Raw genomic sequence first — 14,894 nt, 5'->3', positions numbered from 1 at the left:
CACAAAGGAGAAACATTATGAACGGAGCACATAAACAGTCGATTGAGGAACAAGAAAAAGCGAAATTCAGCTTTAGCGGTGCCACTCTTTACGGTATCAACGCCGTAATCGGATCTGGTATCTTCCTCCTCCCTCAAAAAATTTATTCTGGCCTCGGACCAGCTTCTCTAGCTGTCATGTTCGGGGTTGCCATTCTCGTCATGCTACTATCAGCCTGTCTGGCTGAAACAGCTGGCTACTTCGACAAAAACGGTGGAGCCATGCAATACTCAAAAGCCGCTTTCGGAGACTTCGTTGGCTTTAACGTTGGGATTCTCGGTTGGGCCGTTACTGTTATCGCTTGGGCTGCCATGTTAGCCGGCTTTGCTAAGATCTTCATCATCACCTTCCCAGCATTTGAAGGCTACAACCTTCCGATCAGTATCGGTATGCTGATTCTCTTGAGTCTGATGAACATTGCTGGTCTGAAAACCTCTAAGATGTTTACTCTGACAGCTACTGTTGCAAAATTAATTCCAATCGTCCTCTTCTCACTCTTTGCCATCTTCTTCATTTCTGGTGGCGTGAGCAAGGGCAACTTCACACCTTTCCTTCAATTGGAAAGTGGAACAAGCCTCTTCAGTTCTATTTCTAGTACAGCCGTCTACATCTTCTACGGTTTCATCGGATTTGAAACCATGTCTATCGTTGCAGGGGAAATGCGCAACCCTGAAAAGAACGTTCCCCGCGCCATTCTAGGTTCTATCAGTATTGTATCTGTTCTCTACATGTTGATCATCGCAGGAACAATCGCCATGCTTGGTGGTCGCATTATGCAAACTGGTGCACCAGTACAAGACGCATTTGTCGAAATGATTGGCCCTATCGGAGCTCCCCTTGTTTCTTACGGAGCCCTCATTTCAATCGCCGGTCTAAACATCGGTGAATCCATCATGGTCCCTCGTTTTGGTGCCGCATTAGCAACTGAAAAACTCTTGCCAGAAGGGCTTGGAAAAACAAACTCTAAGAATGCCCCTGTCATTGCCATTATCATCTCTGGTATCTTCGCTTTCTTACTCTTGTTATCTGGCTCTTTCGAATCATTAGCAACCTTCAGTGTTGTCTTCCGTTTCTTCCAATACATTCCAACTGCTTTGGCAGCCATCAAACTCAGAAAAATGTACCCAGACAAAAAGGTTACCTTCCGAGTTCCATTTGGTCCTGTTATCCCAGTTCTAGCTGTTGTCATCAGTATCTTGATGATTGCAGGGGACAACATGATGAACTTTGTTTGGGGTGCCATCGGTCTAGTGATCGCAAGTGGACTCTACTTTGTTTTCCACGGTGATAAACTACATAAATCTAAAGCCCTTCCTCACTAATTTTCTTTACACACTGGATGGGAACAGAGACGGGAGCGAAGCTCAGTTTTGCTCCCTAACCCATCTAGGACTCCACGAATGTCAAACCTGAGCCCTTTTCTCTATGACTCTTTTCAATTTTTTAGATCAATAGACAATGGGCCCATGTTTGGTATTCAAACCGAAGTAAACAACACTACTTCCACAGAACAACTATTCATAATCGGAGGTTTTATATGACTCAATTGATTCATTTAGATGGTAATAGCTTAACACTCGAAGAAGTCATCGCTGTAGCTCGGCACGGTGCCCAATGTGAGCTTGATGAACAAGCCAAAGAAGCCGTTATCGCATCCCGTAAAATCGTTGATGACATTGTCCGGGAAAAACGAGTCGTCTATGGTGTAACCACTGGCTTTGGTTCCCTCTGTAATGTCAGCATCTCTCCAGAAGATACTGTTCAACTGCAAGAAAACCTGATTCGAACTCACTCATCTGGCTTCGGTGATCCACTTCCTGAAGATGCCGTTCGTGCCATCATGCTGATCCGTATTAACTCACTATTGAAAGGTTATTCTGGCATTCGTCTGTCAACCGTTGAAAAACTGTTAGAATTGCTCAACAAAGGAGTCACTCCTTATATCCCTGAAAAAGGCTCTCTCGGAGCTTCTGGAGACCTTGCTCCTCTTTCTCATATGGTTTTACCAATGTTGGGTCTTGGACGTGCCTATTACAAAGGAGAACTTCTCAGTGGTCAAGAAGCCCTAGATCGTGCTGGAATTGAAAAGATCCAATTGGCTGCCAAAGAAGGGCTTGCCTTGATCAACGGTACAACTGTTCTAACCGGTATCGGTGCTCTTGCGACATATGATGGTATCCAATTGCTCAAACTATCTGACATTGCCGGTGCTCTCTCAATGGAAGTCCACAATGGAATTACCAGTCCATTCGAAGAAGATCTTCATACCATCCGTCCTCAAAGTGGACAACTGGCAACTGCTCGCAATATCCGTAACCTCCTGGAAGGAAGCAAGAACACAACCGTTGCGACTCAACAACGGGTCCAAGATCCTTATACACTCCGCTGTATCCCTCAAATTCATGGAGCCAGCAAGGATTCTATTGCTTACGTAAAAGAAAAAGTTGAAATCGAAATCAACTCTGTAACAGATAACCCAATCATCACCAAAGAAGGCCACGTCATCTCAGGAGGTAACTTCCACGGTGAACCGATGGCGCAACCATTTGACTTCCTAGGCATTGCCCTTTCTGAAATTGGGAACGTATCTGAACGTCGGGTGGAACGCTTGGTCAACAGCCAACTCAGTAAATTACCATCCTTCTTAGTCAAACACCCTGGACTCAACTCAGGCTTCATGATTACCCAGTATGCTTGTGCATCCCTTGCATCGGAAAATAAAATTTTGGCTCACCCTGCTAGTGTCGATTCTATTCCATCTTGTGAAAACCAAGAAGATTTCGTCAGCATGGGAACGACTGCCGCTCGTAAAGCAGCAGAAATTCTTAAAAACTCACGTCGCATCGTTGCTACTGAAATCATGGCAGCTTGCCAAGCCTTGGATCTCAAGCCAGAAAATCATGAACTTGGTAAAGGGACAAAACCAGCTTATGAGCTGATTCGTCAAAAACTGAACTTCATTGAATTTGACAAAGATATCGAAATCTTTGAAGAACTTAATAAAGCATCTGCTGTTGTCGAAAGCGAAGAATTCTTAGCAACCATCGAAAAAGCAGTTGACTTAAGCATTCAATACTGATACAGTAAGAATAAAGCAAAACAGAGGCTGGCGATCTTCTCAGCCTCTGCCTGCTTTCAGAAAAATAAGGGAGGCGACAAGCTTGCTCACAAACTACTATCCAATGACCTACAGCTACTACCAAGGTAGCATCGAGGACAATCCCTACACGGCCAAATGGGGAATGGTCACCAAATTTTTAGACCTAAACGACGAGACCCTCACTCCATTTGAGGGGATGACCTTTGGGATCATCGGCTTTAAGAGCGACAAAGGAGTCTATATCAATAATGGGCGTGTAGGAGCAGTCGAGGGCCCTACAGCCATCCGTTCTCAAATCGCTAAACTTCCATGGCACTGGGGAACCAATGTGACAGTGTATGATGTGGGAAATATTGACGGGCCTAACCATTCACTAGAAGAACTCCAAGAAAGTCTCTCACAAGCGATCCAGCGCATGTACCAATTAGGGATCCAACCCATTGTCCTAGGAGGCGGTCACGGAACTGCTTACGGCCACTATCTAGGGATTCAATCCAGTTTGGAAAAAGATGAACAACTGGCTGTGATCAATCTGGATGCCCACTTTGATTTGCGACCTTACGACCAAACCGGTCCCAATTCTGGAACAGGTTTTCGTCAAATGGCTGATCATGCGAAAGAAAAAGGTCAGGACTTCCCTTACCTCATCCTGGGGATCCAAGAGCACAATAATAACCTCTTCCTCTTTAATTACGTTGCTAAAACACCAAGCATTGATTTTTTAACTGGCCAAGATCTCTTCCAGATGAGCCACCAAGCCATTCTGGATCGAATCGATCAATTTTTAGAAAACCAAACCGCAATCTATCTGTCTATCGATATGGACTGCTTTGCGGTCGGTTCTGCTCCAGGTGTTAGCGCCATCCAATCACTTGGTGTCGATCCTAAACTAGCCCTCCTGCTTCTCCAACACATTGCTGCTAGTGGTAAGCTAATCGGATTTGATGTCGTGGAAGTTTCTCCTCCTCATGACATTGACAACCATACTTCAAACCTTGCTTCGACCTTTATCTTTTACTTGACCCAAATATTGGCGCAACAAAAACTGAACTAGGAAGATTTCTACACACACAAAAAGCATAGAAATACCCATTACTAGGGTATTTCTATGCTTTTTTCATTTTCAGCACAATGATCTTTGCCTGAAAGGAGGCATGGCCTCTTATCCTTCACTTATGATTTAGATAAGAGACACTACAGGTCTTTTAATTTCTTAAGAAACTGACGATCTCTGTAAGGATTCAAGTGTTGTTCTGCCACCTTCTTGTAGTAATTCTTATCTTCTTTCAAGAAGGTCCTCAGGGCAGGATCGAGCTCTTCTCCATTCTCCTTTTGATTAGATAAGAAAGCTAATAGATAATGAACCATCCCCTTATCCCGTGAATTAGCAGATGGTTTCATCGTCCTTTCTTTTCGAGCCAGATAATCCGCAACCTTCTCCTGATCCCCTTGCTGACAAGCAATCAAGGATTGGTAAAATTCGAGCAACTCTTCCTTCCAAGGGAAGCGAACACTGGACAAAATCTTCTGAGCTCTGTCAAAACAGAGGCGAGCTTGGATCAAATCTCCCTTCCAATAATAGGCGATCCCAAGATCAATATCAAAGACAACACGGACGGAATCAACAGCTTGATCCCCCACTAAGCGCAAAACCTCTTCTAAGTGGGTGACGGCTACTTGGAAATGGCCTCTCACTTGCTCGATTTCAGCGAGATAGGCCAAAGAAGCCGCAATTTGAATGGCATACTTGGCCTGCATGCTATTGGTCAAACTAAAGCAATCAATGGAGCGATACAGATGCCGGGTCGCCTGCTCCTCATCCCCAACCATCAGGTGATACAAGCCTTTCAAACGCAACTGGATCGCGATGACCTCATGATTATTAGCTTGGATGGCATCTTCCAAAGCTAAATCTGTATAATAGGCCATCTCAGAGATATTCTCCGTTTGAATGCAATAATAAATGATTTGCCGATAACCCTCTAAGAGGAAGTCGGATTGCTTGAGTTCCCGCGCATAGGAGATGACTTTTTGGATATCATGAATCCCCTTTTGATACTCCCCACTTCGAATAAAATAGCGACCTTCTAGGTACAAGTAACGCAGTTGTAAATGCTTGTATTCTCTATCTCTTTGGTGCCTTGAAAAGAGGTTATCTAATTCTTGGCGAATGCGGGATAGCTCTCCAAAAATGTCCAAATGGCTATTTGTACCATCTGATAGGAACCCCTCATCTACCTTGGAATAAATCGGAAACAGCTCATGCTCCAGCTGAAGGATTTCTTCTAAATAGGTCAACTCAAAAGATAAGGAACGCAAAAGATTTTGCGATCGCTTATATTGGTAGGCAATTTCCTTATAAAGAAGAAGGTCCGTCGAATCTTCTAAGCTTTCTTCCAATTTTTGCGCAATTTGTTGGTGGAAGAGCCGCCGTCTAGCTGGCGAAAGAAGATGGTAAAAGTACATGGCTACCAATTGCTTGCAAAATTGAACCAAGAGAGCCTCGCCTTCTTCTACGATTGAGACGATCGCTCTTTCAGATAAAGGCTCGATTAATTCTGTCAAAACAGGAAGCTCTGTAGCCGTCAATTCTGCCAAGATAGACAGAGAAATTGGCTTATGAAAACAAGATAGGTAGTGTAGAAGAGCTTCTTCTTCACTGCTCATATCCCCAAGTTCCTGAGAAAGATAGGCTTGAATGATATCAGGCAAGGGTTCTAAATTTTCATTTTCTTTCCACTCTTCGATATAGCTGGACAGTAAGAACGGACTGCCTTCACTCCATTCGACCATCTGCTCCATCACTGCCGGCTCTATCTCTCCCAGTTCCCCTTTCAAGAGAGCACGACTTTCACTTGGATCAAAATTGGTCAACTCTAGTTGAGACAACCGTTTCTCTACCTTCAAGCCCCCCAAGAAGTTGACGAAGAAAGCTGGCAGAGGATCTTCAGCTGTAAAAATTAGTTGCCATTTTTCCTGGTTTCTTCTCTCCTCTAGTTGTTTCACTTTTTCTAGAGACACTGCATCGAACCACTGGGCGTTTTCAAGCAGGATCAGGAGCGGTTTTTCTTTGCTAAGGCTCTGAAGCTGATTCCATACCGAAATGAGATCATCCTCCTCTTCCAGAAGGGAAATTCCCATCTCATCCCCCAGTTTCTCTAGCGCTTGTCTGAGATCATTCCAGGCGCTTCCTTCATAGCGCTGACTAGTAGCTCTTCCTTCCACCTTGATAAAATTAAAACTGCGATTGGACATCAAGACCAACTGTCGCAAGAGACGTTTCTTACCTGTTCCAGATTGCCCCATCACGAGAAAAGGACCTACCGCTTCACCTGTCTCGACTAAGGAAAGGTATTCCTCGAGTTGCGAGAGTTCTTGTTTGCGGCCAAAAAAGGAAAGTTCACGGATATTCAAGCGATTGGTCAGTTTATGAGTTCGTTTGGCTTCCAAAACGGAGTGATAAAGTTCCTCAATCGCTCGACTGGGACGCACACTGAGCTCGCGATCCAATAAATCGACTAGCTTATAATAGGTCTCGAAAAATTTGCCTAGCTGATGATGGAAGCTATAATACTCCATCAAGAGCTGGTAGTTTTTCTCTTCAAATTCATCCAGCTCTACCAAATGATGGAGCAAGAGTTCTATACTAGGATCTGCAAAACCGACCTGCTCAATTTTTTGATAGCAACTTTCGACATAGAGCTTCCTATAAGCATCTCGTTTGCGAGAAGCCCACTGGTCAAAGTCTTCATCATCCTTGACATAGAAGCCCTCTAGAAAGTCTCCCCGATAAAGATCCAAGGAACTTAGTGGATCTCTTTCAAAGAGCTGAACATCCAAAGAAAGACTCAACTCAGGATTAAGAGCCAAACTACTTCGGCTTGGTGAGACAATGATATCTCCTTCAAAGATTTTATTGGCTTGGTAAACCGTATTCCGTAAGTTTTTGCGAGCTACTTGGTTTTCCTTATCTCCCCAAAGGATACCGGCTATTTCATCACGGTTGACTTGGCCCATGACCGCTAAATAATAAAGCAAGGCCTCCATCTTCGAAAAAGAAAACCGAATATCTTTCTGATTGAAAACAACCTTAGGGGGTCCAAATAACTTTAACGTGAGATCTTTCTTCATTGCAAGCGCCTCCAAAATCGTCTTAGTTATACTATAAAAAAAAAGTTGGCTTTTAGCAAGTGATTTATCCAAATAAAAAGAGATTGAGAACGATTCTTTCTCAATCTCTACACTTCCTACTAAAAGTGTTGATTAATTCACTTCAAAATTCGGTTGATGATCAAATAACGCCTTTGTTGCTTGGTAGACGTGGTAAGCGACATCTTCATTGTTCATGGTGTAAAGGTGGACACCTGCCACATCTTGAGTGACCAAATCAACGATTTGATCGACTGCATAAGCCAAACCAGCTGCGCGAAGGGATTCTGGATCATGCTCGTACTTATCCAGAATGGCTTTAAACTTCCGTGGGATATGAACATTTTCACAAGTCTTAAGGAGACGAAGGGCCTGATTGCGATTGAGAATCGGCATCACTCCTGCATGAATAGGAACATTGATCCCAGCCAAGGTACACTTATCCTGAAAATCATAGAAACGCTCATTGTCAAAGAAAAGTTGAGTGACCAAGCTAGAGCACCCTGCATCTACCTTCTTTTTAAGATTTTGAATATCTGAAATTTGGTTTGGAGAATCTGGGTGTCCCTCAGGATAGCAAGCACCAATTACCTCAAAATGGGGAGCTTCTGTTTTGATAAATTCAATCAGATCCGTTGCATAACGAAAGTCTTTTAAAGGTTCCACACCAGGGATAATATCCCCACGAAGAGCCAAAATCCGATGAACCCCTACTTCATCTAACTCATGAAGAGTATCGGCCACTTTTTCCTTGCTCAAATAGACGGCTGGCAAGTGAGCAATCGTCGGAATAGACAATTCATTTTGAATGTAATTGGCTAAAGCAACCGTCGTCTCTTTGATATTGTATTTATTATTGCTAGCGGTCACACTAATAAAGTGAGGAGCTAGCTCCTGCATATTTGCCAAGGCACGTAAGAGTTTGGCATTGCCTACTTCAGGATTTGGAGGAAAAACTTCAAATGACAGAGACGGTGTGTGTTGTGACATATTCTATCCTTTTCTTTTGTTTCTTTGATCAAGAACTCTGAGCCACTATTTCTAGGATAAGGGAACGATTCGAAAACCCTCTACACAATGATAGAAGGTCCTCGAAACATTTCTTACAAGTGTTCACGCGCTTCTTTAGCGGCATTAACCAGTTTGATCAAGCTTTCTTTTGTTTCTTTAATTCCGCGAGTCTTCAAACCACAGTCAGGGTTGATCCAAACTTTGCCACTTGGTACTTTAGCCAAGATTGCTTCGATGGTGTGATCAATTTCACCGTCTTGTGGGACACGTGGTGAGTGGATATCGTAAACCCCAGGTCCAACTTCTGTTTGGAAGTTTTTCGCTTTCAACTCATCCAAGATTTCAAGGTTTGAACGGCTTGCCTCAAATGAGATAACGTCTGCATCCAAGTTGTCGATAGCTGGGATGATATCTGTAAATTCTGAGTAACACATGTGAGTGTGGATTTGTGTGTCTGGCGCTACTGTTGAGTGTACCAAACGGAAGGCTGGAATCGCCCAATCAAGATAGTCTTCGTACCAGTCGCTACGACGAAGTGGCAATTTTTCACGAAGAGCAGCTTCGTCGATTTGGATGATTTTCACGCCTGCAGCTTCAAGGTCAAGAACTTCATCCTTGATAGCAAGAGCGATTTGAAGAGTAGAATCCTTGATAGAGATATCTTCGCGTGGGAATGACCAGTTAAGGATGGTAACAGGTCCAGTCAACATCCCTTTAACCGGTTTGTCTGTACGGCTTTGTGCGTAGCTAGACCATTTCACAGTGATTGGGTTAAGACGAGTCACATCACCCCAGATGATTGGTGGTTTAACCCCACGCATACCGTATGATTGTACCCAACCGTTTTTAGAGAAGAGGTAACCAGACAAGTTTTGACCGAAGTACTCAACCATGTCGTTCCGCTCGAATTCACCGTGTACAAGCACGTCAAATCCAACTTCTTCTTGCCATTTGATCCATTCGTCGATCGTTTTAGCAAGGAAAGCATCGTATTCTTCTTGTGTCAATTCACCCTTACGGAAGGCCAAACGTTTAGCACGAACTTCCTTGGTTTGAGGGAATGAACCGATGGTAGTTGTTGGAAGCGCTGGAAGCTTGAAGGCTTCTTTTTGGATTTCTTCCCGTTCTGCGAAAGCTGGCAAACGAGTGTAGTCTGCTTCTGTCAAAGCTGCGATACGAGCATGAAGTTCAGCATTTGCTCCGACACGTTCAGTTGCAAAGAGTTCTTTGTTGGCAGCAAGAGCTTCTGCACCTTGACCGTTACGGATGGCATCCAAGTCACGCAATTCACCCAATTTTTCAACTGCAAAGGCGAAATGGTTCAAAATAGCTGGTTCAAAATCTTCATTAGCAGTTGTAAATGGCACATGAAGAAGGGAGCAAGAAGTCGTCAAGACAACCTTTTCAGCTGGAACTTGATCCAAGATTTCCAAGCTCTTTTCATAGTTGTTGCGCCAGATGTTTTTCCCATTCACAATACCAGCATAAAGGGTCTTATCAGCTGGGAAGCCACCTTTAACGAGTTCAAGTGTTTTCTTGCCTTCAACAAAGTCAAGACCGATACCATCTACTGGTAAGTTTACAAGGTCATTGTAGACATCACGAACATCACCAAAGTAAGTTTGGATCAAGACTTCAAGGCCTTTCTTGTCAGCCAAGAGTTTGTTGTAGAGGTTCAAGAAGAGAGCTTTTTCTTCAGCTGTCAAATCTTTAACAAGAGCTGGCTCATCGAGTTGGATACGAGTCGCACCAAGCTCAGCCAATTTGGCAAAGACTTCTTGGTAAGCAGCAACCAGGCTGTCTACGAAGTCTTCAGCTTTCACACCATCTTCAAAGTCAGATAATTGAAGGAAAGTGAATGGTCCAACCACTACCGGACGAGTATTGATCCCCAATTCTTTGGCTTCTTGGTACTCATCAAAAATCTTGTGACCAGCCAATTTCACTTCTGTTGTTTTTTCAAATTTAGGAACGATGTAATGGTAGTTGGTGTTGAACCATTTTTTCATTGGAAGGGCACGCACATCCCCTTTTTCACCTTGGTAACCACGCGCCAAAGCGAAGTATTGTTCAAGGTCTGTCAAATCCAAGTTTTGAACAGATGCAGGCACAACGTTGAAAAGGAAGGCTGCATCAAGGAAATTGTCGTAGTGTGAGAAGTCATTTGAAGGAATCTCTGAGATGCCTTGTTCTTTAACAATGTTCCAGTGTTTAGCACGCAAGTCTTTAGCAGCTGCCAAGAGCTCGTCTGCTGAGATTTCTTTTCTAAAGTATTTTTCAGTTGTAAATTTTAATTCACGGAATTCACCCAAACGTGGGAAACCGATAATTGTAGTTGACATGTTGTGTCCTCCAAAAATTCTAATTGACACTATCATATCAGAAGATAGCCGTCTTGTATAATTGCTTTTACACGAATTTTGATATAGCCAAAAACTATAACACAGATTTAATGGGCCTTGAGAGCAGAAATCAAAATCAAAAACTAGGACTTCTTATAAATATTTCCTATAGCCCAAGCGTCCCCCGAAGCATTTTTGAGCGGATTTTGAGCGGATTCTGCTAGAAAAACAGCCCCTAAAAATAAAGCAGGCCTTCTCTATCGAGAAAGACCTGCTTCTACGAGGAAGTAATTTCCCCTATTTTTTCATTTGCTTCATTAGGCTAATTTAATACAGAAGGCATCCCAAGGGGCCAACCTGCCTGATTCGAGGACTTGTTCTACTTTGGTATTGGCAATGAGAACCTCTTCAACCCCATTGACGAGCGGTAAGTCTTGCTCTTGACTGGAGAGATTGACAACCACCAAATAGGCGTGCTCTCCTTCTACCCGCTTGTAGGCAAAAACCTTGTCTGCTGCGTCCACCAATTCATAATCAGCTGTCACAAGCCAAGGGTGCTCTTTTCTCAAAGCAATGAGGGCTTGGTAGGTATAGAAAATAGAGTCTGGATCTGCTAGGGCAGCCTCCACATTGATCTCTTTGTAGTTTGGGTTGACCGCAAGCCATGGACGACCTGTCGTAAAGCCAGCTTCTGCTTCACCATTCCACTGCATCGGTGTCCGTGCATTGTCCCGACCAATATGGCGGATTTGATCCATGATCACTTCAAGCGGAACCCCTTTTTCTAAGGCTTCATGAGCATAGTTGATCGACTCAATATCTTCTACGTCCTCAAGGCTCTTAAATGGATAGTTGGTCATCCCGATTTCTTCCCCTTGATAGATATAAGGAGTTCCCTTCATCAAGTGAAGCAAAATCGCTAAAGCCTTGGCAGATTTGACACGATAGTCGCCATCATCTCCCCAAGTTGATACAATCCGTGGCAAATCGTGGTTGTTCCAAAAGAGGGAATTCCAGCCTTCCTCTTCTCCTAATTCCGTCTGCCACTTGGTGAAAATTTCCTTCAATTTAGGCACATCCAATTCCTTCGCGTAGTGCCATTTTGGTTGACCTGGTTGGTATTGAAGGCCAATGTGTTCAAATTGGAAGACCATGGACAATTCTTGATTTTTTGGGTTGGAGTATTGCTTGGCAATCTCTGGAGTCGCCCCCCAAGTTTCCCCCACTGTAAGCAGATCCTTATCACCAAAGGTTGCTTGATTCATTTCCTTCAAGTAAGGATGGAGCATGGGACCATTGCTGATGATTTCCTGATCTGGAATCTTACCGATCATATCGATCACATCCATACGGAAGCCACCAATTCCCTTGTCAATCCAGAAATTCATCATGTCATAGATCTGATGACGGAGCTCCTCATTTTCCCAGTTAAGGTCTGGTTGCTTCTTACTAAAGTTATGCAGGTAGTATTGGCCTGAAGCTTCATCGAACTCCCAAGCAGAGCCACTAAAAGCAGAAATAATGCCATTGGGCTCATCGCGCCAAATATAGAAATCCCGCTTTGGACTGTCTGGGTTTTCACGTGCCTCAATAAACCAAGCATGCTCATCAGAGGTATGGTTGACCACCAAGTCCATAATGATTTTGATCTTGCGTTTATGACCTTCTGCGATCAATTCTTCCATATCTTCCATGGTACCAAAGATGGAGGCAATATCCTCGTAATCCGAGATGTCATAGCCGTTATCATCCATGGGACTCTTGTAGACTGGTGAGAGCCAGATGGCTGTAATCCCAAGCTTTTCCAGATAGTCTAGCTTGCTCGTGATCCCCTTGAGATCCCCGATGCCATCGCCATTACTATCCTTGAAACTTTTTGGATAAACTTGGTAAATTACGGCATTATGCCACCATTTTTGTTCCATTTTTTCTTCTCCTTTATGATTGTGAAATCACTTTCATCATACAAAAATAGGGGTGAAATTGCAAGAATTTAAAAGTCTTCATTCTCTTCACTGGAGTAAATCACTTCAAAGAGACGTTGGCGCAAGCCTTCCTCCAAAGGCGTGATGACCTTCATCAACTGTTTCCAATCCTTGGCTCTTGAACAAGCCGCAAATAATTCATTTTTCCTATCGTAGGCCAGGTTGGCAGATTTTAAGAGCTCAAACATCCGATCTTCTTTGGCAATCGGACGCGATTGCAGCTCACCCATCGCAATTTCCTGACTTTGATTGTCCACTATGATAGGGTCCGTCTCAAAGGAATGGAGCAAGAAACGGTGCTGTCTCTTTTCAGGAAGCAAGGCTAGATCACCTGTTAAATCCAGCCTAATCTTTCTTTCATCCCAATCGACTGTTAGGCGGGTTTCAACCTTGCTAGCTCCTTCTCCTTCGACGAGTACGAAGGAACGATTGTCACCTGGGAAGAGATGCCAGTCCAGCATTTCTGGAAGGTCCACTCCTGTCTGTGCTTGTGCATCCATAGGGATGATAGCTCCCGCACGTGCAAAGACTGGAATATCCTGGCTGGTCCTAAAGACCGTGAGCTTGCCTCTTCCTTCATACTTCCAATCATGGAAGAAATCATACCAAACGCCGTCTGGGAACCAAACGCTCACAGAAGCACTATGAAAGACCGGATCCAGCGCTTCGGTAATTGGCACCACCATGAGTTCACTGCCAAAGAAATATTGATTCTTCGCTTCATAAGCCTCTTCTTCATTTGGGTAGTGGTAATAGAGGGGTTGAACCAAGGGTAGCCCTTCTTCGTGCGTCGCCACATTCATGGTGTAAAGATAAGGCAGTAAGCTGTGACGCAGGCGCAAATACTGCTTCATCCAGCGACAGGTCTCAGGCGAGTAAAACCACGGTTCCTTGCTGTTAAAGGCATTACAAGAACTATGGAGACGATTGATCGGGCTAAAGACCCCAAATTGCAACCAGCGAAGAGCCAAGTCTTCATCATAGTAACCCCGCATATGGCCACCAATATCGTGACTCCACCACGTATAACCGATATTGGAAGCTGTGCTAGTAAAATAGGGTTGAAAGGCTAGGGATTCCCAAGTCACAATGGTATCCCCTGAAAAACCGATCGGATACCGGTGGCTTCCAGGACCCCCATAACGCGATAAGATGAGACCAGCTTGGCCTTTTCGGCAATTGTCTAGATAATGATAGTGATTTAACAACCAAAGGGGATCCATCTTGCCATGACTACCTTGCTGCCAATCAATCCACCAAAAGTCCACTCCTTGATCTTCCAAAGGATGGTGGACATCTTCAAAATAAGCTTCGCGAAAGGCCGGACTATAAAAGTCAAAGCTAGCCGCTTCTTCTTTTTCCGCATCCAGTCCCAAGCGTTTTGCGACCTTCGGATAAGCATCTTCGAAAGCGCGAATTCCATCTGCCGGATGGACATTTAAGGTCACCTTTAAACCACGCTCATGCAGGCCATTTAAGAAAGCAGCTGGATCAGGAATCAAATCCCGGTTCCAACTATAGCCAGTCCAACCACTTCCAAAGCGAGCTGGAATCGCCGTCTTGTGCCAATCCATATCGATCACACTGACTGCTAGAGGCACCCCTTCTGCTTTGAAACGATCCATCAAATCTGTGTACTCCTGACTGGTATAAGGCCAATAGCGGCTCCACCAGTTTCCCAGAGCATAACGTGGCAAGAGGGGTGGCTGTCCTGTCAGATGGTAAAAATCTTTCAAGGCACCTAGATAATCGCGCCCATAACCGAAGAAATACAAATCCACTTCTGGATAGGACCGTGCTCTATATCCGCTTTCGACATCATACAAGTAGGAACTGGAATCATCCAAAAGAGCATAACCGTCCTTGCTCAAGATCCCATCTTCCAACTCCATAGCTCCATCGACCTCGTCAAGCGTCCGACTGGTCCCTTTCAAGGTCTCAGGCTGATCTCCATAGTGCCACCGGCTACCATAGACTGCATACTGACCCTTGAGCTCGATAAAAAGCCGATCCGGTGTAAAAGGTCCCTTTTCAAAATGAAGGTGGAGATGCTCCGTATGCAGATCGAGGACCTCTTCTGTCTCTACGACCTCATAAGCAACAGGTCCAAAATCACGATTTTGCACAACTTGCGTCTGACCATCTTCAAAAACACCATCCTCTGAATATTCCAAGCGCACCAAAGATTCCGTTAATACGGAGATTCGGTAGTTTTCTCCCTCTATGACTGGTCCTGCCATTTGTCTGTCCTCCTCTTTTTATAGGGCA

The 14,894-nt window shown here is 44.2% G+C and carries 8 protein-coding genes; 3 read left to right on the top strand and 5 right to left on the bottom strand.

Going from position 1 to position 14,894, the window contains the following annotated elements; genetic code table 11:
* Nucleotides 1–17: 17 nt before the first annotated feature.
* The 3 genes from AC6IZR_RS02450 (at nucleotide 18) to hutG (ending at nucleotide 4,193) form a co-directional block, all read left to right on the top strand.
* Entirely contained in the window at nucleotides 18–1,361 is a 1,344-nt protein-coding gene (locus AC6IZR_RS02450) for an APC family permease (RefSeq protein ID WP_049483793.1), read from the top strand.
* Nucleotides 1,362–1,576: 215 nt separating this feature from the next.
* The gene (gene hutH / locus AC6IZR_RS02445; RefSeq protein ID WP_070595442.1) at nucleotides 1,577–3,118 is read left to right on the top strand and encodes a histidine ammonia-lyase; all 1,542 of its coding nucleotides are present in this window, start codon (nucleotides 1,577–1,579) and stop codon (nucleotides 3,116–3,118) included.
* 82 nt (nucleotides 3,119–3,200) lie between these two features.
* On the top strand, nucleotides 3,201–4,193 hold the full coding sequence (gene hutG, locus AC6IZR_RS02440; protein WP_480992689.1) for a formimidoylglutamase: 993 nt from the start codon (nucleotides 3,201–3,203) through the stop codon (nucleotides 4,191–4,193).
* Between the two features lie 140 nt (nucleotides 4,194–4,333).
* Here hutG and AC6IZR_RS02435 read toward each other — a convergent pair whose 3' ends face one another.
* The 5 genes from AC6IZR_RS02435 to AC6IZR_RS02415 all read right to left on the bottom strand — a co-directional run bounded on the left by AC6IZR_RS02435 (nucleotide 4,334) and on the right by AC6IZR_RS02415 (nucleotide 14,866).
* Nucleotides 4,334–7,270 (bottom strand): ATP-binding protein, encoded by a 2,937-nt coding sequence (locus tag AC6IZR_RS02435; protein ID WP_480992688.1) that lies wholly within the window; start codon nucleotides 7,268–7,270, stop codon nucleotides 4,334–4,336.
* A 132-nt stretch (nucleotides 7,271–7,402) separates the two neighbouring features.
* On the bottom strand, nucleotides 7,403–8,278 hold the full coding sequence (gene metF, locus AC6IZR_RS02430; protein WP_003005168.1) for a methylenetetrahydrofolate reductase [NAD(P)H]: 876 nt from the start codon (nucleotides 8,276–8,278) through the stop codon (nucleotides 7,403–7,405).
* Between the two features lie 113 nt (nucleotides 8,279–8,391).
* Nucleotides 8,392–10,641 carry a 5-methyltetrahydropteroyltriglutamate--homocysteine S-methyltransferase gene (metE, locus tag AC6IZR_RS02425; protein ID WP_497848712.1) on the bottom strand — a complete coding sequence of 750 codons (2,250 nt, stop codon included), beginning with the start codon at nucleotides 10,639–10,641 and terminating at the stop codon, nucleotides 8,392–8,394.
* Nucleotides 10,642–10,958: 317 nt separating this feature from the next.
* Complete coding sequence (locus tag AC6IZR_RS02420) at nucleotides 10,959–12,566, bottom strand: alpha-glucosidase (protein WP_497848711.1); 1,608 nt, start codon at nucleotides 12,564–12,566, stop codon at nucleotides 10,959–10,961.
* Between the two features lie 68 nt (nucleotides 12,567–12,634).
* The gene (locus AC6IZR_RS02415) at nucleotides 12,635–14,866 is read right to left on the bottom strand and encodes a glycoside hydrolase family 31 protein (RefSeq protein WP_497848710.1); all 2,232 of its coding nucleotides are present in this window, start codon (nucleotides 14,864–14,866) and stop codon (nucleotides 12,635–12,637) included.
* Nucleotides 14,867–14,894: the final 28 nt, after the last annotated feature.

It is taken from the genome of Streptococcus mobilis, assembly GCF_059727625.1.
The sequence above is the reverse complement of the archived record's forward strand: the minus strand, read 5'-3'. Positions and strand labels throughout refer to the sequence as shown.

Bases quoted from the DNA above. Each gene is read 5' to 3' on its own strand.
- AC6IZR_RS02450 (WP_049483793.1), top strand. From the start codon at position 18: ATGAACGGAGCACATAAACAGTCGATTGAGGAACAAGAAAAAGCGAAA.
- AC6IZR_RS02420 (WP_497848711.1), bottom strand. From the start codon at position 12,566: ATGGAACAAAAATGGTGGCATAATGCCGTAATTTACCAAGTTTATCCA.
- AC6IZR_RS02415 (WP_497848710.1), bottom strand. From the start codon at position 14,866: ATGGCAGGACCAGTCATAGAGGGAGAAAACTACCGAATCTCCGTATTA.
- metF (WP_003005168.1), bottom strand. From the start codon at position 8,278: ATGTCACAACACACACCGTCTCTGTCATTTGAAGTTTTTCCTCCAAAT.
- metE (WP_497848712.1), bottom strand. From the start codon at position 10,641: ATGTCAACTACAATTATCGGTTTCCCACGTTTGGGTGAATTCCGTGAA.
- hutH (WP_070595442.1), top strand. From the start codon at position 1,577: ATGACTCAATTGATTCATTTAGATGGTAATAGCTTAACACTCGAAGAA.
- AC6IZR_RS02435 (WP_480992688.1), bottom strand. From the start codon at position 7,270: ATGAAGAAAGATCTCACGTTAAAGTTATTTGGACCCCCTAAGGTTGTT.